The sequence below is a fragment of the Plantibacter sp. CFBP 8804 genome (genome assembly GCF_014841225.1).
In the GTDB taxonomy this organism is placed as follows: Bacteria; Actinomycetota; Actinomycetes; order Actinomycetales; family Microbacteriaceae; genus Plantibacter; species Plantibacter auratus.
In genome coordinates this window covers 1,137,053-1,156,200 of the sequence record NZ_JACYTU010000001.1, presented here as the reverse complement: position 1 = coordinate 1,156,200, position 19,148 = coordinate 1,137,053, and the positions used below count along the sequence as shown (strand labels likewise).

At 67.9% G+C, this 19,148-nt stretch carries 15 protein-coding genes and 1 pseudogene; 10 read left to right on the top strand and 6 right to left on the bottom strand.

Annotation, left to right across the window (positions count from 1 at the left end):
• Positions 1 to 239 precede the first annotated feature (239 nt).
• Genes IFU11_RS05420 through IFU11_RS05405 form a run of 4 tightly spaced genes read right to left on the bottom strand, consistent with a single transcriptional unit; the run spans position 240 to position 4,182 of the window.
• The gene (locus IFU11_RS05420) at positions 240 to 1,016 is read right to left on the bottom strand and encodes an ABC transporter ATP-binding protein (protein WP_064296669.1); all 777 of its coding nucleotides are present in this window, start codon (positions 1,014 to 1,016) and stop codon (positions 240 to 242) included.
• On the bottom strand, positions 1,013 to 1,984 hold the full coding sequence (locus IFU11_RS05415) for an ABC transporter ATP-binding protein (RefSeq protein WP_064296668.1): 972 nt from the start codon (positions 1,982 to 1,984) through the stop codon (positions 1,013 to 1,015). The genes IFU11_RS05420 and IFU11_RS05415 overlap by 4 nt, the downstream gene beginning before the upstream one ends.
• Entirely contained in the window at positions 1,974 to 2,954 is a 981-nt protein-coding gene (locus IFU11_RS05410; protein WP_086474449.1) for a branched-chain amino acid ABC transporter permease, read from the bottom strand. The genes IFU11_RS05415 and IFU11_RS05410 overlap by 11 nt, the downstream gene beginning before the upstream one ends.
• A gap of 10 nt (positions 2,955 to 2,964) precedes the next feature.
• Positions 2,965 to 4,182, bottom strand: a complete 1,218-nt coding sequence (locus IFU11_RS05405) for a branched-chain amino acid ABC transporter permease (protein WP_192018385.1) — start codon at positions 4,180 to 4,182, stop codon at positions 2,965 to 2,967.
• Between the two features lie 315 nt (positions 4,183 to 4,497).
• Between IFU11_RS05405 and guaB the strand changes: the two are divergent.
• A pseudogene (guaB, locus tag IFU11_RS05400) lies at positions 4,498 to 5,972 on the top strand (IMP dehydrogenase); the annotation flags it as partial.
• A 28-nt stretch (positions 5,973 to 6,000) separates the two neighbouring features.
• Here the strand turns inward: guaB and IFU11_RS20070 are convergent.
• Positions 6,001 to 6,162, bottom strand: a complete 162-nt coding sequence (locus IFU11_RS20070; RefSeq protein WP_207185350.1) for a hypothetical protein — start codon at positions 6,160 to 6,162, stop codon at positions 6,001 to 6,003.
• Positions 6,163 to 6,377: 215 nt separating this feature from the next.
• On the opposite strand from IFU11_RS20070, the gene IFU11_RS05395 reads away from it, so the two are divergent.
• The 7 genes from IFU11_RS05395 (at position 6,378) to guaA (ending at position 14,309) form a co-directional block, all read left to right on the top strand.
• Positions 6,378 to 7,496: a GuaB3 family IMP dehydrogenase-related protein gene (locus IFU11_RS05395; RefSeq protein ID WP_064296664.1), complete on the top strand. Its 1,119-nt coding sequence runs from the start codon at positions 6,378 to 6,380 to the stop codon at positions 7,494 to 7,496.
• A gap of 140 nt (positions 7,497 to 7,636) precedes the next feature.
• Entirely contained in the window at positions 7,637 to 9,370 is a 1,734-nt protein-coding gene (locus tag IFU11_RS05390; RefSeq protein WP_191940639.1) for a glycerol-3-phosphate dehydrogenase/oxidase, read from the top strand.
• Positions 9,371 to 9,479: 109 nt separating this feature from the next.
• Positions 9,480 to 10,007, top strand: a complete 528-nt coding sequence (locus tag IFU11_RS05385) for a cation:proton antiporter regulatory subunit (RefSeq protein ID WP_056008027.1) — start codon at positions 9,480 to 9,482, stop codon at positions 10,005 to 10,007.
• A 2-nt stretch (positions 10,008 to 10,009) separates the two neighbouring features.
• A complete protein-coding gene (locus IFU11_RS05380) occupies positions 10,010 to 11,386 on the top strand; it encodes a cation:proton antiporter (protein ID WP_192018329.1) in 1,377 nt (458 codons plus the stop codon).
• A gap of 64 nt (positions 11,387 to 11,450) precedes the next feature.
• Positions 11,451 to 12,227 carry an SURF1 family protein gene (locus IFU11_RS05375; protein WP_192018328.1) on the top strand — a complete coding sequence of 259 codons (777 nt, stop codon included), beginning with the start codon at positions 11,451 to 11,453 and terminating at the stop codon, positions 12,225 to 12,227.
• A 37-nt stretch (positions 12,228 to 12,264) separates the two neighbouring features.
• Positions 12,265 to 12,708: a DUF3817 domain-containing protein gene (locus IFU11_RS05370; RefSeq protein WP_056778703.1), complete on the top strand. Its 444-nt coding sequence runs from the start codon at positions 12,265 to 12,267 to the stop codon at positions 12,706 to 12,708.
• Positions 12,705 to 14,309, top strand: a complete 1,605-nt coding sequence (gene guaA / locus IFU11_RS05365; RefSeq protein WP_192018327.1) for a glutamine-hydrolyzing GMP synthase — start codon at positions 12,705 to 12,707, stop codon at positions 14,307 to 14,309. The genes IFU11_RS05370 and guaA overlap by 4 nt, the downstream gene beginning before the upstream one ends.
• A gap of 181 nt (positions 14,310 to 14,490) precedes the next feature.
• Here guaA and IFU11_RS05360 read toward each other — a convergent pair whose 3' ends face one another.
• Entirely contained in the window at positions 14,491 to 15,348 is an 858-nt protein-coding gene (locus IFU11_RS05360) for a Bax inhibitor-1/YccA family protein (RefSeq protein ID WP_064296659.1), read from the bottom strand.
• A 193-nt stretch (positions 15,349 to 15,541) separates the two neighbouring features.
• Between IFU11_RS05360 and IFU11_RS05355 the strand changes: the two genes are divergently transcribed.
• Positions 15,542 to 16,621: a glycerophosphodiester phosphodiesterase family protein gene (locus IFU11_RS05355; protein ID WP_191941268.1), complete on the top strand. Its 1,080-nt coding sequence runs from the start codon at positions 15,542 to 15,544 to the stop codon at positions 16,619 to 16,621.
• Positions 16,622 to 16,634: 13 nt separating this feature from the next.
• Positions 16,635 to 19,103 carry an ATP-dependent helicase gene (locus tag IFU11_RS05350; RefSeq protein ID WP_191940641.1) on the top strand — a complete coding sequence of 823 codons (2,469 nt, stop codon included), beginning with the start codon at positions 16,635 to 16,637 and terminating at the stop codon, positions 19,101 to 19,103.
• The last annotated feature ends 45 nt before the right edge of the window (positions 19,104 to 19,148 follow it).

The window sequence follows — 19,148 nt, the reverse complement described above, 5'->3', positions numbered from 1 at the left end:
GCTCGCGTCAGCGCACCGCGCTGGCGAAAGGGGGGGGGGGGGGGGGAATGCACAACTCCTCCGTCCCCGTCTCAGGAGGCCGTCTTGGTACGACGGTGCCCCTCGGGGGAGGGAGGAGTTGTGGTTCGTTCACCGGTCGGGATCCGGTGGCTTCTGGCTCGTCGCTCGGCACGCGGCCGGGACGAGCATGTTCGAGGGTACCGAAGTACCCGCCGACCCGCGAGTGGGGATCGCCCTGATCAGTCCTCGTCCTGGCCGAGCGTGCCCAGGTAGAGGCCGATCACCTTGTCATCCGAGAGGAGCTCGCGGCCCGTCCCGGTGTAGGCGTCACGACCCTGGTCGAGCACGTAGCCGCGGTCGCAGATCTGCAGACAGCGACGTGCGTTCTGCTCCACCATGATCGTGGTGACGCCGGCCTTGTTGATGTCCGAGACCCGGATGAACGCGTCGTCCTGGCGCACCGGCGACAATCCCGCGGACGGCTCGTCGAGGAGCAGCACGTGCGGATCCATCATGAGGGCCCGCGACATCGCGACCATCTGGCGCTCACCACCCGACAGCGAACCGGCGCGCTGCTTGAGCCGCTTGCCGAGTTCGCTGAAGATCCCGGTGACGAACTCGAGGCGCTCGTTGTACTGCTTCGGCTTCTGGAACAGCCCCATCTTGAGGTTGTCCTCGATGGTGAGGCTCGGGAACACGTTGTTCGTCTGCGGGACGAACCCGACGCCGCGGGCCACGAGCTTGTTCGCCCGGAGCCCCGTGATGTCCTCGCCGTTCAGCAGCACCTGTCCGCTGCGCACCTTGACCTGTCCGAAGATCGCCTTCAACAGCGTCGACTTGCCCGCACCGTTCGGTCCGATGATGCCGATGAGCTCGCCCTTCCGGGCGGTCAGGTTGGCACTGTTCAGGATGTTCACGCCGGGGAGGTACCCGGCGGTCAGATCGGTGACCTCCACGACCATCTCGGCGGTCTTGACCGCGGTGCCGCCGACCGGCGCACCCTTCACGTCGCTCATTTCCGCTCCTCCTCGGGCTCGGCACCAGCCGCGAGCCGTTCGTCCTCGATCTCGGCGAGCAGCTCCTCGGCCGCAGCGCTGTCCTCTCCGGCGATCCTGCCGGTCACGACCCCGAGGTCGACGTCCTGATGGCTCCCGAGGTAGGCGTCGATGACGGCGGGATCCTCCATGACGGTGTCGGGCGGGCCCTCGGCGACGACGCGACCCTCGGCCATGACGACCACCCAGTCGGCGATGTGCCGGACCATCTGCATGTCGTGCTCGACGAACAGCACGGTCATGCCCTCGTCCTTCAACGCCAGGATGTGGTCGAGTAGTGACTGCGTGAGCGCCGGGTTGACGCCGGCCATCGGCTCGTCGAGCATGACGAGCTTCGGATCGCTCATGAGCGCCCGCGCCATCTCGAGGAGCTTCCGCTGCCCACCGGACAGGCTGGCGGCGTAGTCGTCACGCTTCGTGTCGAGCTTGAAGCGACGCAGGAGGTCCATCGCCTTGACCTCGAGGTCCTCCTCCTGCTTCCGCCAGAGCGGCTTCACCAGGCTGGAGAAGATGCCCTCCCCGGTTTGGCCGGTCGCGCCGAGCTTCATGTTCTCGAGCACCGTGAGCAAGCCGAGCGCCTTCGTCAGCTGGAAGGTCCGGACCTGACCCATGCGGGCGACCTTGAACGCCGGGACGCCTCCGAGGCTCTTGCCGTCGAAGTTCCACGTCCCGGTGTTCGGCTTGTCGAAGCCGGTCAGCAGGTTGAACAGCGTGGTCTTACCCGCACCGTTCGGGCCGATGAGGGCGGTGATCGCGTTGCGGGGCACCTCCAGGTGCTCCACGTTCACCGCCTGCAGGCCGCCGAAGGTCCGGGTGACCTGGTCCGCGATGAGGATCGGGTCGACCTTCTTGACGCCCGGGACGATCTCGCCGACGTGGAGGCCGGTGGTCTTGACCGGTCGCGAGGTGGGTGAGCTGTTACTTGACAAAGGTCAGCTCCTTCTTGTTTCCGAGGATGCCTTGCGGCCTGAAGATGACGATCAGCATGAGCGCGACACCGACCAGCACGTAGCGGAGCGTCGAGGCCTGCGTCGAGCTCATGAACGGCAGGACGTCCGCCTTCACGAGCGCCGGGAGGACGTTCGAGAGGAACGCCATGATCACCCAGAAGATCACCGAGCCGAGCAGTGGCCCGAAGACCGTGGCGGCTCCTCCGAGGAGGAGGATCGTCCAGATGAAGAAGGTGAGACTCGTGACGTACACGCTCGGCACGACCGCGGAGGGGAGTGCCAGCACCACCCCGCCGAGTGCGCCGAAGACACCACCGACGACGAGCGCCTGCATCTTGTAGGCGAACACGTTCTTGCCGAGGGCGCGCACGGCGTCCTCATCTTCACGGATGCCCTTCAGCACACGACCCCACGGGCTGCGCATGAGGAGGAACACGAGGAGTGCGGCGACGGCGAGTAGCAGGATGCCGAAGATGCGGACCCACCACTGGTTCGCGTTGAGCTCCCACGGGCCGAAGCCGTAGATGCCCTCCGGGATCGGGTTCGCCGCACGGAAGCCCTCGTGGTAGTTGCCGAGTCCGTCGGCCGAGTTGGTGAACTCGTCGAAGACCTGCGTCGTGAAGAGGAGTCGGACGATCTCGGCCGCCGCGATGGTGACGATGGCCAGATAGTCCGCCCGCAGTCGCAGGGTCGGGATGCCGAGGATGAAGGCGAAGACCACCGAGGCCAGGCAGCCGACGATGATGCCCGCCCACCACGGGAGGTTGAAGCTCAGGATCGAGATGGCGTAGCCGTAGGCGCCGAGCGCCATGAACCCAGCCATACCGAAGTTCAACAGACCGCCGTAGCCGAAGTGCACGGCCAAGCCGAGTGCTGCGAGCGCGTACGCGATCGTCTCCGGGCTGATGACCCAAGCGAGCGTGTTCGAGAGAATGCTTCCCCAGTCCATGCGCGTGCCCCTAACCGATTCTCTCGCGACGTCCGAGGATGCCCTGCGGTCTCACGAGGAGCACCGCGATGAGCACCACGAGGGCGCCGACGTACTTGATGTCAGACGGGATCCAGAGCGTCGAGACCTCGACGAGGATGCCGATGATGAGGGCGCCGACCATGGCGCCGAAGGCGGTTCCGAGCCCGCCGAGGGTGATGGCCGCGAAGATGAGGAGGAGCAGCTGCGCTCCCATGTCCCACTTGATGCCCGGTCGGAAGTACGCCCACAGGATGCCGGAGAGGCCGGCGAGCGTCGCTGCGAGGATCCAGACGATGCGGACCACGCGGTCGACGTCGATACCGCTGGCCGCTGCCAGGCTCGGGTTGTCCGAGATGGCTCGCGTCGCCTTGCCGGTCTTCGTCTTAATGAGCCACCAGGCCACGCCGAGGAGCACCACGACGCTGACCGCCATGCTGATCATGTCGGTGACGCTGAGCGAGACCGTACCGAACAGCTTGATGTTCTCCTCTCCCGAACCGGGCAGCTGGAACGTCCCGCCGCCGATGAAGTAGAGGAAGACGTAGCGGAGCGCCAGCGACAGGCCGATCGAGACGATCATCACCTGCACGATGCCGACGCCCTTGCGTCTCAAGGGTCTCCAGATGCCGGCGTCGAGCGCGAAGCCGAACGCGGCACTCAGAGCGAGGGCGATGATGATGGCCAACCAGATCGGCCATTGCAGGAACACCCCGAACACGAGCGCCATGATCGCGCCGAAGGTCACCATCTCCGCGTGGGCGAAGTTGCTGAGTCCGGTGGTGCCGAACACCAGGGAGGCTCCGATGGCCGCCAGGGCCAGCATGAGCCCGAAGTTCAAGCCGTTGACGAGTCGTTCTGCGAGTTGATCCCAGAAGCTGACGGTGACGCGGACGCCCTCGCCGAGGAAGAAGTTCACGGACTTCGATTGGGTGAGGCCGAACTTCGCCTCGATGGTCGAGCCGCCCTCGGCGACGATGACGCCCTTCGGGAGGGTCTCCTCGTCGAGCGTTACCTTGTACGTACCTTTCTCGGGGACGCCGATCTTCCACTTGCCGTCGGCGTCGGTGTCGACATCGGCCTTGTAGCCGTTGCCGTCGACCGTGATGTTCACGCCTTCGAGTGGTTTGTCGTCGTACTTGACGTTCCCAGCGAAGTAGAAGTCGTACTCCTCGCCCACCTCGTCAGCATGAGCCGGGACGGCGCTCATGACGGACGTGAGGGTGATGGCCCCGAACAACAGGGCGATGAGGAGCACGAATCTCCGTGCCAGTCTCGGGTTTCGGGTCGTTCCAGCGAACTTCACTGCACCTCCAGTGCCGGGCCACTTCCGTGAACCGTTCTCCTGCGTCGGACAACGCTGTTCGACGATAGAACCTGATTATTGCCTACATGTTTCGCCCGTGCGTATTTCTCCGCATCGATTTGTCGGGATCGTGGAATAGGGGTAGGCCCTGCTCGGTTACGATGGTGATACCGGCAGGTCTGCGTTTCTCCGGTGTGTTCGTGGCTATGAGAGGGATAAATGGACCAGCCTGATCCGTTCGGATTCGTAGGACTCACGTATGACGATGTGCTGCTGCTGCCCGGGCACACCGACGTCATCCCGAGCGAGGCGGAGACCTCGTCCCGCCTGACGAAGCGGATCACCGTGAACACGCCGCTGCTGTCGAGCGCGATGGACACCGTGACCGAGGCCCGCATGGCGATCGCGATGGCTCGCGAGGGCGGCATCGGCATCCTGCACCGCAACCTGTCGATCTCCGACCAGGCCGAACAGGTCGACCGCGTGAAGCGGAGCGAGTCGGGCATGATCACGAACCCGATCACCACCACGGCCGACGCCACCGTCGCCGAGGTCGACGAGCTGTGCGGCCAGTTCCGCATCTCGGGCCTCCCGGTCGTCGACGACAAGGGTGTGCTCGTCGGCATCATCACGAACCGCGACATGCGCTTCGTGTCGCCGTTCGAGAAGGCCACGACCCGCGTCAGCGAGGTCATGACGAGCACCGGTCTCGTGACCGCTCCCGTCGGCACCGACCGCAACGCGGTGATGGCGCTCCTCGCACAGCACCGCATCGAAAAGCTGCCCCTCGTCGACGAGGCGGGCAAGCTCAAGGGCCTCATCACCGTCAAGGACTTCGACAAGAGCGAGAAGTACCCGCTGGCCACGAAGGACGACACCGGTCGTCTGCGGGTCGGTGCGGCCATCGGCTTCTTCGGCGACGCCTGGTCCCGTGCGGGCCAGCTGCTCGACGCCGGCGTCGACGTCATCGTGGTCGACACGGCCAACGGTGAGAGCGCCGGTGTGCTCGACATCATCCGCAAGCTCAAGGCCGACCCGGCGTTCGCCGGTGTCGACGTCATCGGCGGCAACGTCGCGACCCGCTCCGGCGCGCAGGCCCTCATCGAGGCCGGCGCGGACGCGATCAAGGTCGGCGTCGGTCCGGGTTCCATCTGCACCACGCGCGTCGTCGCCGGTGTCGGTGTCCCGCAGGTCACCGCCGTCTACGAGGCGTCGCTCGCGGCCCGCGAGGCGAACGTCCCGGTCATCGCCGACGGCGGTCTGCAGTACTCGGGCGACATCGCCAAGGCTCTCGTCGCGGGTGCCGACACCGTCATGCTCGGCTCGCTCCTGGCCGGCACCGACGAGAGCCCCGGCGACCTCGTGTTCGTGGGTGGCAAGCAGTTCAAGAACTACCGCGGCATGGGATCGCTCGGAGCCATGCAGACGCGTGGCGAGAAGACCTCGTACTCGAAGGACCGCTACTTCCAGGCCGACGTGCCGAGCGACGACAAGCTGATCCCCGAGGGCATCGAGGGCCAGGTGCCCTACCGCGGCCCGGTGTCGGCCGTCGCGTACCAGCTCATCGGCGGGCTGCGTCAGTCCATGTTCTACGTCGGCGCGCGCAACATCGGCGAGCTGAGGGCCAAGGGCAAGTTCGTCCGCATCACCTCCGCGGGCCTCAAGGAGTCGCACCCGCACGACGTGCAGATCGTNCGCCTGCCGGGCCGTCGGCGTATCGGGTCAGCGCCCCAGTCGGTGATCGATACGTCTCAGCACGCCCCACGCCGCGATGGCGACCAACGCCAAGACGATCGCGCCCAGGACAGAGGCCGCGACATCGAAACGGTTGATCACGGCGATGATCGCGAACGTCGCAGCGCCGAAGAAGATGCTCGTCCGCATGATTCGAGGAATGCGAGAGCGTCTCTTCCGACGTCCCTCCCGCCGAGGAAGGGGCCGCCGAACGCTTCCAGACCGACCATCCATGTGATCCTCACTTCACCGTTCCCATCCGCCCCAGACAGCGGAGTAATCCTCATATATATCACTCGGGCCACTGGGTGTGAGCCCTGGACACGGTCCACGTGCGACCTGACCGGTAGGCTGGTGCGGTGAGCATGGATATTGAGATCGGCCGGTCAAAGCGCGCACGGCGCGCCTACGCGTTCGACGACATCGCCGTCGTCCCGTCGCGGCGGACCCGCGACCCACAGGACGTCTCGGTGTCCTGGTCGATCGACGCCTACCAGTTCGAGATCCCGGTGCTCGCAGCACCGATGGACTCCGTCGTCTCGCCGACGACCGCGATCATGATGGGCCAGCTCGGCGGCGTCGGTGTCCTCGACCTCGAGGGCCTCTGGACGCGGTACGAAGACCCCGAGCCGCTGCTCGCCGAGATCCGGTCGTTGCCGGTCGGCCGAGCGACCGCGCGCATGCAGGAGATCTACTCGGAGCCCATCAAGCCCGAACTCGTCACCGCCCGGCTCGCCGAGATCCGCGCGGCCGGAGTCACCGTCGCCGCAGCCCTCTCGCCGCAGCGCACGCAGGAGCTCTACGAGACCGTCGTCGCCGCAGGGGTCGACCTCTTCGTCATCCGCGGCACGACCGTGTCCGCCGAGCACGTCTCCAAGAACCAGGAGCCGCTCAACCTCAAGAAGTTCATCTACGAGCTCGACGTCCCCGTGATCGTCGGCGGCGCGGCCACCTACACCGCGGCCCTGCACCTCATGCGGACCGGGGCGGCCGGTGTGCTCGTCGGCTTCGGCGGCGGTGCCGCCTCCACCACGCGGGCCTCGCTCGGCATCCACGCCCCGATGGCGACCGCCGTGGCCGACGTCGCCGGTGCGCGTCGCGACTACCTCGACGAGTCCGGCGGCCGCTACGTGCACGTCATCGCCGACGGCGGTCTCGGAACCTCGGGCGACATCGTCAAGGCCGTCGCGATGGGTGCCGACGCCGTCATGCTCGGGACCGCATTGGCCCGCGCCACCGACGCACCCGGTGGTGGCTGGCACTGGGGTGCCGAGGCGCACCACCTGCACCTGCCGCGCGGACGCCGCGTCGAGGTCGGCACCGTCGCCACTCTCGAGGAGATCCTCTACGGCCCGTCGCCGAAGTCGGACGGCACGGCCAACCTCATCGGCGCGCTCCGTCGCTCGATGGCCACCACCGGTTACTCCGACCTCAAGGAGTTCCAGCGGGTCGAGGTCGTCGTCGCGCCGTACCAGGGCGCTTAGCGCTGCCGGAAGCGAGTCGCTTCCGCAAGCGGTTGTCGGGTCGCATCGCGCCGACTAGCCTCTGAGACAGAGCCTCGTGGACGAGCACCTGCCTCCGGCAGGATCATCGCGAGGGCGGTTCCAGCGAGCGGAGTTCGACGATGGCCACCACCCACAACAACGTGTCACGTTCCACCAAGCTGGGGATGGAGGAGCGCGACGCCGCGATCGAAGCGTTGAAGTCGAAAGAGCTCGACATCCTCGTCGTCGGTGGTGGCATCGTGGGCACCGGTGCTGCGCTCGACGCCGTCACGCGCGGTCTGAGCACCGGTCTGCTCGAGGCGCGTGACTGGGCGAGCGGCACCTCGAGCCGGTCCTCGAAGCTCGTGCACGGCGGTATCCGCTACCTCGAACAACTCGACTTCCGACTCGTCCGGGAAGCGCTCATCGAGCGCGGGTTGCTGCTGCAGCGCATCGCGCCGCACCTCGTGAAGCCGGTCCGGTTCCTGTACCCGCTCAACAAGCCGGTCTTCGAGCGCCTCTACATCGGCGCCGGCATGCTGCTCTACGACCTCTTCAGCTGGAGCGGTGGCCGTCCGCCCGGCGTCCCGCACCACCGGCACCTGTCCAAGCGCCAGGTCCTGACCTCGATTCCGAGCCTCAAGTCCGACGCGTTCGTGGGCGGACTCACCTACTACGACGCCCAGGTCGACGACGCCCGCTACGTCTCGTCCCTCGCGCGGACAGCGTCGGCCTATGGCGCGCACGTCGCGAGCCGCGTGCGGGTCGAGGGGTTCGTCAAGGTCGGACAGCGCGTCGTGGGCGTCAAGGCGCACGACCTGCAGACCGACGAGCGCTTCGAGATCCGTGCCAAGCAGGTCGTCAACGCGACCGGGGTGTGGACCGACGACACGCAGTCGATGGTGGGGGAGCGGGGCCAGTTCAAGGTCCGCGCGTCGAAGGGCATCCACCTCGTCGTCCCGCGCGACCGCTTCCAGTCGAACATGGGTCTCCTGCTGCGCACGGAGAAGAGCGTCCTCTTCGTCATCCCGTGGGGCCGGCACTGGCTCATCGGCACGACCGACACGGACTGGCACCTCGACAAGGCGCACCCGGCGGCGACCGCGGCCGACATCGACTACCTGCTCGACCACGTCAACACGATCCTCGCCGTGCCGCTGACCCGAGAGGACGTCGAGGGCGTCTACGCCGGCCTCCGTCCGCTGCTGGCCGGCGAATCGGAGCAGACGTCGAAGCTCTCTCGCGAGCACCTCGTCGCGCACTCCGTGCCCGGTCTCGTGGTCATCGCCGGCGGCAAGTGGACCACCTACCGGGTCATGGCGAAGGACGCGATCGACGCCGCGGTGGATGCACTCGACGGCAAGATCCCGGCCAGCGCGACGGAGAACATCGCCCTCCTCGGAGCCGAGGGGTACCAGGCGGCCTGGAACAAGCGTGGCAAGATCGCGCGGGCCTTCGGGGTACACACGGCTCGCATCGAGCACCTGCTGAACCGCTACGGCGTGCTGACGGACGAACTGCTCGACCTCATCAAGGAGGACCCGACGCTCGCCGAAGCGCTGCCGGGGGCGGACGACTACATCGGGGCGGAGGTCGTCTACGCGGCCTCCCACGAGGGTGCCCTCCATCTCGACGACGTCCTCGCCCGTCGGACGCGCATCTCCATCGAGGCCTGGGACCGCGGCGTCTCGGCGGCCCCGGTCGCGGCGAAGCTCATGGGTGGGGTCCTGGGGTGGGACGAGGAGCGCATCGAGAAGGAGGTCTCCTACTACCTCACGCGCGTCGCGGCGGAGCGGGCCTCGCAGGAACAGCCGAACGACGAGGCCGCCGACCGCGTGCGCCTGGAGGCACCGGACATCGTCCCCGGGGCCTGAACCGGCGGTGATCGCCCGCAGCGCAACGGCTGCGGGCGCCTCGGGCGAGCGGGCCAGGTGTGGCGGATAGACTAGGAGGACTGCCACAACAAGCCTGAGGAGTACAGCCATGGTGGATGTTCGGCGGGTCAAACTTCCCGGGGTCGGTGTGCTCCACACCTTCGTCACGGACGACGGCGGCAAGGTCGGCGTCATCGCCCACCGGTCCGGCCACAGCGACCTCATCACCTTCGCCGACCACGAGGACGGCGCCGATGCCGGCAAGGTGTCGCTCCGGCTCAACGAGGACGAGGCGCACACGCTGGCCGAACTCCTCGGTGGCACGCAGATCACCGAGTCGCTCAGCGCGCTCGACCAGATCCCCGGGCTCAGCATCGACTGGTTCACCGTCGACTACGAAGACCACATCGCCGGGCAGCCGCTCGGCAACCCCGCCGAGAAGGGCATGGTCGGGCTGACCGTCGTCGCCGTCGTGCGCGGCGACTCCGCCAACCCGGCCCCTGCTGCGGACTTCCGGGTCTTCCCGGGAGACACCCTCGTCGTCGCGGGCAGTCCCGAGAAGGTCGCCAAGGCCTTCGCCTACTTCCGTTCGGGCGCCGTCAAGAAGGTCGCCGTCGACGCTCCGCCCGGAGGGTAGGCATGCTGCACGCCGCGACCGACAACCCCCACCTCGGCCAGGATCTGCTCATCCTCGGCGTCCTGTTCGTCATCGCCTACATCCTCGGCCGCCTCGGCAAGCTGATCGGCCTCCCGTCGATCCCCGTCTACATGCTCGTCGGCCTGCTCGCGAGTCCGTACACGGGCTGGTTCCCGCTCGACTTCGCCAGCGCGCAGATCGAACTCATCGCCGTCTTCGGCCTCGTGCTCCTGCTGTTCAACCTCGGCCTGGAGTTCGATCAAGACGAGTTCTTCGGCAACGCCGGAAAGCTCATCGTCTCCGGCGGCTCCTACATCCTCGTCAACATGGCCGCCGGGCTGGTGTTCGGGTTCCTGGTCGGGTGGGGCACGCGGGAGGCGCTCATCATCGCCGGCATCACGGCGACGAGCTCGAGCGCGATCGTCACGAAGCTCCTCATCGAGCTCAAACGGCTGACGAACGACGAGACGCCCATGATCCTGGGCGTCACCGTGGTGGAGGACATCTTCATCGCGATCTACCTCGCCATCGTCGGTGTCGTCCTGAGCGGTGAGACCGAGGTGTGGCCGGTCATCGGCAAGCTCGCGATCGCCTTCACGTTCATCCTCGTGATGTTCGCGATCGCGCGGTTCGGCGGTCGGTTCGTGTCGCGGCTGTTCCGCACCAAGGACGACGAGCTCTTCACGATCCTGTTCTTCGGCCTCGCGGTCGCGTTCGGCGGTATCGGCGAGCTCCTGGGAGTCACCGACGCGATCGGCGCCTTCCTCATCGGCCTGGTCCTCGGTGCCACCCGGTTCCGCAACAAGATCGAGCAGATCGCGATCCCGCTCCGCGACGTGTTCGGTGCGTTCTTCTTCCTGAACTTCGGGCTCGCGCTCGACGCGACGAAGTTCGGCAGCGTCCTCGTCCCGGTGCTCCTCGCCGTCCTCATGACGGTGGTCCTCAACGTCCTGGCCGGTCAGTTCGTCGCCTGGCTCAACGGACTCGGGCCGCAAGCGGGGATCAACGCCGCGGTCATCCTGCAGAATCGCGGCGAGTTCGCCCTCATCCTCGCGACGCTCTCGCTGAGCGCGGGGCTCAATCCGCTCATCCAGCCGTTCGCCGGGCTCTACGTGCTCATCATGGCCGTGATGGGCCCGATCGTCGCCGGTCGCTCCGAGCAGATCGGCGCCGTCATCCTGCGTCCGCGCCGCCGGAAGGCGCGCCGAGTGGAGCAGGTCGACACGACGGCGGAGGAGGCCATCGCGCTCGTCGAGGGTGCGGGCGGCGACCAGGAAACGACGTCCGTCGACACCGATCAGGCGGCCATCGACCGACTCGTCGAACAGGCGATGAACGACCAGGAACCACCAGCCCGAAAGCGAGAGCCCGATTACTAGCACCGCCCCGTCGGCACCAGGCCCCGACAACCACGGACAGGTCCGTCCGACGCTCCGCTCCGTCATGCTGCGTCCCCGGTGGATCGGCGTCCTCGTCCTCTGTCTCGCCGTCGCGGGCGCGTTCGCCGCGCTCGGGCAGTGGCAGCTCGCACGCGCCATTGAATCCGGGCAGGTGGTGCCGACCGAGACCGAGTCGGTCAGGCCGCTCGCGGACGTCCTCGAACCGGGTGTCGGGATCCGAGAGGCCGACGCCGGTCAGCGGGTGAGCGTGTCGGGAACCTGGGTGCCGGAGGACTACCTCGTGGTGGGCAACCGGGTGAACGACGGCACGCTCGGGTACTGGGTGACGGGCCACCTCGCGACGGACCGCCCTGACCAGGCCGGTCTCGCGGTCGCGCTCGGCTGGACGAAGGACCGCGAGACCGCCGACCGCGTCGCAGAGGCGTTGAACGCGGACGCCCCCACCGCCGCCGTCGAGCTCGAAGGGCGACTGAACCCGCCGGAGGGCCCGGAGGAACCGGCAGCGGACGCCGCACCGACCGACCTCGACAACATGTCGGTCGCCGCACTGCTGAACCGCTGGAACGACGCCGACGGTCTGCGGGTGTTCAGCGCGTTCGTCGTGGACGACGTCGCCGTCGACGGACTCGAGCCCATCTCGTCGCCCGCGCCCAGCCAGGAGATCCAGCTCAACTGGTTGAACATCTTCTACGCGGCCGAGTGGGTCGTCTTCGCGTGCTTCGCCGTGTTCCTCTGGTTCCGGCTCGCCAAGGACGCCTGGGAGCGCGAGATCGAGGAGCTCGAGGACGCCGAGGAGGAGGCCGCAGCGCTCCGTCAGTGATGTCCGGTCGCCTGGCGGCCGCGGGTAAGATGGGCACATGCCCCTCCAGCCGAAACCGTCGACGTTTCCCGCGATCCGAGGCGCGCTGAAGTTCTACCAGGTGGCCGCCCCCATCACCGGTGTGCTGCTCCTGTCGCTCTGCGCCGAGATGCTCATGAAGTACGCGTTCGGCCTCGAGCTCGAGCTCGGCGGCGCCTACGGCTTCCTCGCCTTCGTGCCCTCCGGCACCGCCACCGCGGTCAACCTCAGCACGGGCATCCTCATCATCCACGGCTGGTTCTACGTCGTGTACCTGTTCGCCGCGTTCCGGCTCTGGAGCCTCATGCGGTGGAACGTCCTGCGTCTGCTCTGGCTCGCGCTCGGCGGCATCATCCCGTTCCTGTCCTTCTTCTTCGAGAGCCGCATCCCGCGGGAAGTGAAGGGCTACCTCTCCGGCCGCGAAGCAGCAGCGGCCGCCGAACCCGTGGAGTCCATGCAGTGAGTGAAACCACCCCCGCCGCCGCAGCGGAGCAGACCGCCGCCCGACCGGTCCTCGTCGTCGACTTCGGTGCGCAGTACGCGCAGCTGATCGCGCGTCGCGTTCGCGAAGCCGGCGTGTACTCCGAGATCGTGCCGCACACCGTGTCCGCCGCCGAGGTCGCCGCCAAGAACCCCGTCGGGATCGTCTTGTCCGGTGGCCCGTCCAGCGTGTACGAGCCGGGCGCTCCGTCGCTCGACGAGGGCATCCTCGAGCTCGGCGTCCCGACCTTCGGCATCTGCTACGGCTTCCAGGTCATGGCCAAGCAGCTCGGTGGCGAGGTCGCGCACACCGGTCTCCGGGAGTACGGCTCGACCGACGCGACCAGCGTCGTCGACGTCCCGGGAACCCTCCTGCACGGCGTCCCGACCGAGCAGAACGTCTGGATGAGCCACGGCGACTCCGTCTCCAAGGCCCCCGAGGGCTTCGATGTCCTCGCCTCGACCGCCTCGACCCCGGTCGCCGCCTTCGCGAACGCGGAACGCGGCCTCTACGGCGTCCAGTGGCACCCCGAGGTCAAGCACACCGCCTACGGCCAGCAGGTGCTCGAGAACTTCCTCCACCGGGCGGCCGGCATCCCGGCCGACTGGAACAGCGGCAACGTCATCGCCGAACAGGTCGACCGCATCCGCGCCCAGGTGGGCGACGCGAAGGTCATCTGCGGACTCTCCGGCGGTGTCGACTCGGCCGTCGCCGCGGCGCTCGTGCACAAGGCCGTCGGCGACCAGCTCGTCTGCATCTTCGTCGACCACGGCCTGCTCCGGAAGGACGAGCGACGCCAGGTCGAGGAGGACTTCGTCGCCTCGACCGGTGTCCGGCTGGTCACGGTCGACGCCCGCGAGCAGTTCCTGTCGGCGCTCGCCGGCGTCAGCGACCCGGAGCAGAAGCGCAAGATCATCGGCCGCGAGTTCATCCGGTCCTTCGAACAGGCCGAGATCGACCTCGTGAAGGAGGCCCAGAGCGAGGGGGAGCCCATCCGCTTCCTCGTCCAGGGCACGCTGTACCCGGACGTCGTCGAGTCCGGCGGCGGATCCGGTACGGCCAACATCAAGAGCCACCACAACGTCGGCGGCCTGCCGGAAGACCTCCAGTTCGAACTCGTCGAGCCCCTGCGCACCCTGTTCAAGGACGAGGTCCGGGCGATCGGTCGCGAGCTGGGCCTCCCGGAGGAGATCGTCGGCCGTCAGCCGTTCCCCGGTCCCGGACTCGGTATCCGCATCGTCGGTGAGGTCACGGCCGAGCGTCTCGACCTCCTCCGCGACGCCGACGCGATCGTCCGCGAGGAACTGACCGCGGCCGGGCTCGACCAGGAGATCTGGCAGTGCCCCGTGGTCCTGCTGGCGGACGTCCGTTCCGTGGGCGTGCAGGGCGACGGCCGCACCTACGGCCACCCGATCGTGCTGCGACCGGTCTCGTCTGAAGACGCCATGACCGCCGACTGGACCCGCCTGCCGTACGACGTCCTCGCGCGCATCAGCAACCGCATCACCAATGAGGTGAAGGACGTCAACCGCGTCGTGCTCGACGTCACGTCGAAGCCACCGGGGACCATCGAGTGGGAGTGATCGCTCCCTGAGTCATCGGAAGGCCGTCCCGTTCGCGGGGCGGCCTTCCGTCGTCCGCGCCCTTCGACAGGCTCAGGGACCGCGGTGGGTGGCTCAGGGACCGGGGAAAGCTCGGCGACCGGCCCGGGGAACGACGAAGGCCCGCCCCGCGAACGGGACGGGCCTCGCAATGCGTGCGCTCCTAGTTGCGGGAGATGGCCAGCAGACGCAGGATCTCGACGTAGATCCAGATGACCGTGACCATGATGCCGAAGGCGCCGGTCCAGCCGTACTTGGCGGGTGCGCGGTTCTGCACGCCGCGCTGGATGAAGTCGAAGTCGAGCACCAGCGAGTACGCGCCCATCAGCACCGCGAAGATGCCGATGACGATCCCGAGCGGGATGCCGAAGATCGTCGCGCCGTAGAGGCCGAACGGGTTGTTCAGCACGCCCGTGAACATGAGCACGAGGTTGAGGAGCTGGAAGACGCCGTAGCCGATGATGGCGACGAGGAAGACCTTCGTCAGCTTCTTCGAGGCGCGGACCTTACCGCTCGCGAAGAGGGCGAGGGTCACGCCGACGACGGCGAGGGTCGCGAGGACCGCCTGGACGACGACGCCGGACCAGGCCGGGTTCGCCTCGAAGACGCGCGAGATGCCGCCGACGAAGAGTCCCTGGAAGACGGCGTACCCGAGGATGAGCGCCGGGACCGGCTCCTTCTTGAAGGAGTTGACGAGACCGAGGCCGAGGCCGCCGATCATGCCGATGATCATGGGGAGGGCGTAGCCGCTACCTGCCTGCAGGAGGGAGGTCGTCCACATCCAGGAGATGACGGCGAACACGACGAGGACGGCGAACGAGCCGAGCGTCTTGACGAGCGTGTTCTCGATCGTCATGCGGTCGGCGGTGCCGACGCCCGCCGGTGCGGTGGGCTGCTCGTACATCTTGCGGAGCTGTTCGGCGGTCAGCGAGGGGTTCGCTGCTTGAGCTGCCTGCAGCGTCCCGCCTCCCTGCTTCGCGAATGCCGGGTTCTTCGAGAACGCGGGATTGTCGAGGGCCATGGCTGATTCCTACTCTCAGTCGTGGAGGCTGTGTCGCGCCAAGCGGCGCTGCTGACACCCAGAGTATCCGAGTTCCCTTTGAATCAGCCGGTCGCGCGTGGAAAAGCCGGAACGGACGCCGATGTTCGCGGCGGGCTGACAGCCGGCACCCTGCGCGCACGCCGGAGCGTCGTCCTAGGCTGATGGCGTGCGCATCGACTCCCTGCCCAACCCGCTCGTCATCGGACACCGCGGGGCTCCCGGTTACCGCCCGGAGCACACCGAGTCCTCCTACCGCTTGGCCGTGGCGCTCGGCGCGGACGCCGTCGAGCCCGATCTCGTCGCGTCGAAGGACGGCGTCCTCGTGGTCCGACACGAGAACGAGATCTCCGGGACGACCGACGTCGCCGCCCGAGCGGAGTTCGCCGACCGGCGGACGACGAAGCGCGTCGACGGCCACGAGCTGACCGGGTGGTTCACCGAGGACTTCACCTGGGCCGAGCTGTCGACCCTGACCGCGCGTGAGCGGATCCCCGAGGTGCGGACGGTGAGCGCGGGATTCGACGGCACCGAGGGCATCCTGCGGTTCGCCGACCTCGTCGCGGTCGTGCGCAGTGCCGCCGGATCGCACCGACGACCCGTCGGCATCGTGGCCGAGGTGAAGCACGCCGACTATTTCGCGTCCATCGGCCTCCCGCTCGATCGACTCCTGGCCGAAGAGCTCGCCGCCCTGGGCTTCGGCGCCGATCCCGGTGCCGAGCCGCTCATCATCGAGTCGTTCGAGCAGTCGGTCCTCATGGCGTTGCAGGCCCGTCGGGTGCAGGCGGAGTTCGTGTACCTCATCGAGCGGTCCGGCAGGCCGACCGACCTCGTCGCCCGGCTGGGTGATGCGGCCCCGACCTACGCCGACGCGATGACCGACGCCGGACTCGCGGCGCTCGCCCTCGAGGTCGACGCCATCAGCGTGGACAAGGCGATGCTCATCGACCTGGGCGACGACGACGGCGCCCGCCCGACGGACCTCGTGGAGCGCGCCCACGCGGCTGGCCTGCGCGTCTACACCTGGACCCTCCGCCCCGAGAACCGGTTCCTCGCGCCGCCCTTCCGGGACGGGGTCGATCCGGCGGCGGTCGGCCGCTGGCTCGAGGAGTTCGTCCTGGTGCTCTCCACGGGGGTCGACGGCTGCTTCGTCGACCAGGCCGACCTCGGCGTCGCCGCGCGGTCGGCGGCCGGCGACCGTGCGGATCACCGCGACGGCGGTGCTCGGCCGAGCGATGTCGGGGGCAGCGCCTAGACTTGCAGGCGATATGGCGAGCTCTCCTTCTTCGAACGCCGACGCCGTGCAACCGGTGATCGTCGGCTGGCCCACGGCAACCGTCTCCGAGTCGTCCTCCGACGAGCGTGCCGGCGGGAGTCGGCTGCTGGAGGGGCTCAACCCGCAGCAACGGATCGCGGTGGAGTACCGGGGCCAGGCCCTGCTCATCGTCGCCGGTGCCGGGTCCGGCAAGACGAGTGTGCTCACCCGCCGCGTTGCGCTGCTGCTCGAGCAGCGGGAGGCCTGGCCGAGCCAGATCCTGGCGATCACGTTCACCAACAAGGCCGCCGCCGAGATGCGCGAGCGGGTGCAGGCGCTCGTCGGCCAGGCCGCTCAGGGCATGTGGATCTCCACCTTCCACTCCGCCTGCGTCCGCATCCTCCGCCGCGAGGCCGAGCACTTCGGCTTCACCAAGAACTTCACGATCTACGACAGCGGCGACCAACGTGCCCTGTTGAAGCGCATCATCAAGGAGCTCGAGGCCGACGCATACGGCTTCACGCCGTCGAACACCTCGGCGAAGATCTCGAAGCTCAAGAACGAGCTGTCGGACGTCGAGTCGTACTCCCGCACGATCAACACGAACGACCCGCAGGAACTCGTGTTCCTGCAGGTCTTCCGGAAGTACACGCGTGCGCTGGCCGACGCGAACGCCTTCGACTTCGACGACCTCATCAGCCAGACGGTGTTCCTCTTCCGGGCGTTCCCGCACGTCGCCGCGCAGTACCAGCAGCGGTTCCGCCACATCCTCGTCGACGAGTACCAGGACACCAATCACGCCCAGTACTCGCTCATCCGGGAGCTCACCCGCGCGCCCGAGGCCGGCACGGATCAGCTCGCCACCACACGCACCGAGGGTGCCTCGCTCACCGTCGTCGGCGACTCGGACCAGTCGATCTACGCGTTCCGCGGGGCCGACATCCGGAACATCACCGAGTTCGAGCGCGACTTCCCGGGCGCCAAGGTGGTGCTGCTCGAGCAGAACTACCGCTCCACGCAGAACATCCTCTCGGCGGCGAACGCGGTCATCTCCAACAACTTCGACCGCAAGGACAAGAAGCTCTGGACGGCCGTCGGCGACGGGGAGAAGATCGTCGGCTTCACGGGGTACTCCGGCCACGACGAGGCGCAGTTCATCGCCGACGAGATCGAGAAGCTCCGGAACGCCGGTACGGCCTACAGCGACATCGCGGTGTTCTACCGCACGAACGCCCAGACCCGTGCGCTCGAGGAGATCTTCATCCGTGCGGCCCTCCCGTACCGGATCATGGGCGGCACCAAGTTCTACGAACGCGCCGAGATCAAGGACGCCCTCGCCTACCTCGTGTCGGTCGCGAACCCGGCCGACATCATGGCGCTGCGGCGCATCCTGAACACGCCCAAGCGTGGCATCGGGCCGGCGACGGAGACGGCACTCGCGAGCTTCGCCGAGAACAACGGCGTCACTTTCCGCGAGGCCATGCGGCGCGCCGACGCGCTCGGGCTCGGGCCGAAGGTCACGAGCGCGATCCTGCAGCTGTCGGCGCTCCTCGACGAAGCGCAGGCCGCGCTCGACGACGCCGCTGCGGCCGACCGCCCGACGGCGTCCGCGACCGCGGTCGGCGACGTCCTGTCGCTCCTCATGACGAAGAGCGGATACCTCGACTCGCTGCGCAACAGTCGCGACCCGCAGGATGAGGCGCGAGCCGAGAACGTCGACGAGCTCATCGCCGTCACCAAGGAGTTCGCCAAGAACAACCCCGACGGCGGCATCGTCGACTTCCTGACCGAGGTCTCGCTCGTCGCCGCGGCCGACGACCTCGACGACGCGACGGGCAGCGTGTCGCTCATGACCCTGCACACGGCGAAGGGCCTCGAGTACGACGCGGTCTTCCTGACGGGCATCGAGGAGGACCTCCTCCCGCATCGTATGTCGGCGAACGAGCCTGGCGGCCCAGCTGAGGAGCGACGCCTGTTCTACGTCGGCATCACCCGCGCCCGCAAGCGCCTGTACCTCTCGTTGGCGATGACGCGTGCCCAGTACGGCGAGACGGCCGTCGCCATGCCCAGCCGCTACCTGCAGGAGATCCCGGCCGAACTGATCGAGTGGCGTCAGTCGCCCGGCAACGTCAACGGTCGTGGTGGCACGCAGTCGCGTGCCCTGAACGCCCGCCGTGCCCCCTCGAGCGACCGCTGGTCGGTCCGCTCGCTCCCCGAGGGCGCCTCCGCGGGCGACACCCGGTTCTCCGGCGGTTCGACCAAGCCGGAGACGGCCTGGGCCAACCGCATCACGGCGAAGGTCCGCGACAACGGCGATCTCGAGCTCGCACCCGGCGACCGCATCTCCCACGCGGACTTCGGTGTGGGGCGGGTGAACGCCGTCACCGGCGAGGGCGCGAAACGCATCGCCCACGTGCAGTTCGAGTCGGCGGGAGCCAAGAAGCTGCTGATCAAGATCGCCCCGATCGAGAAGGTGGAGTGAACCCCGGTCCCGTCGGCCGTCCCCGGCGGGATCAGGTTCCCCAGT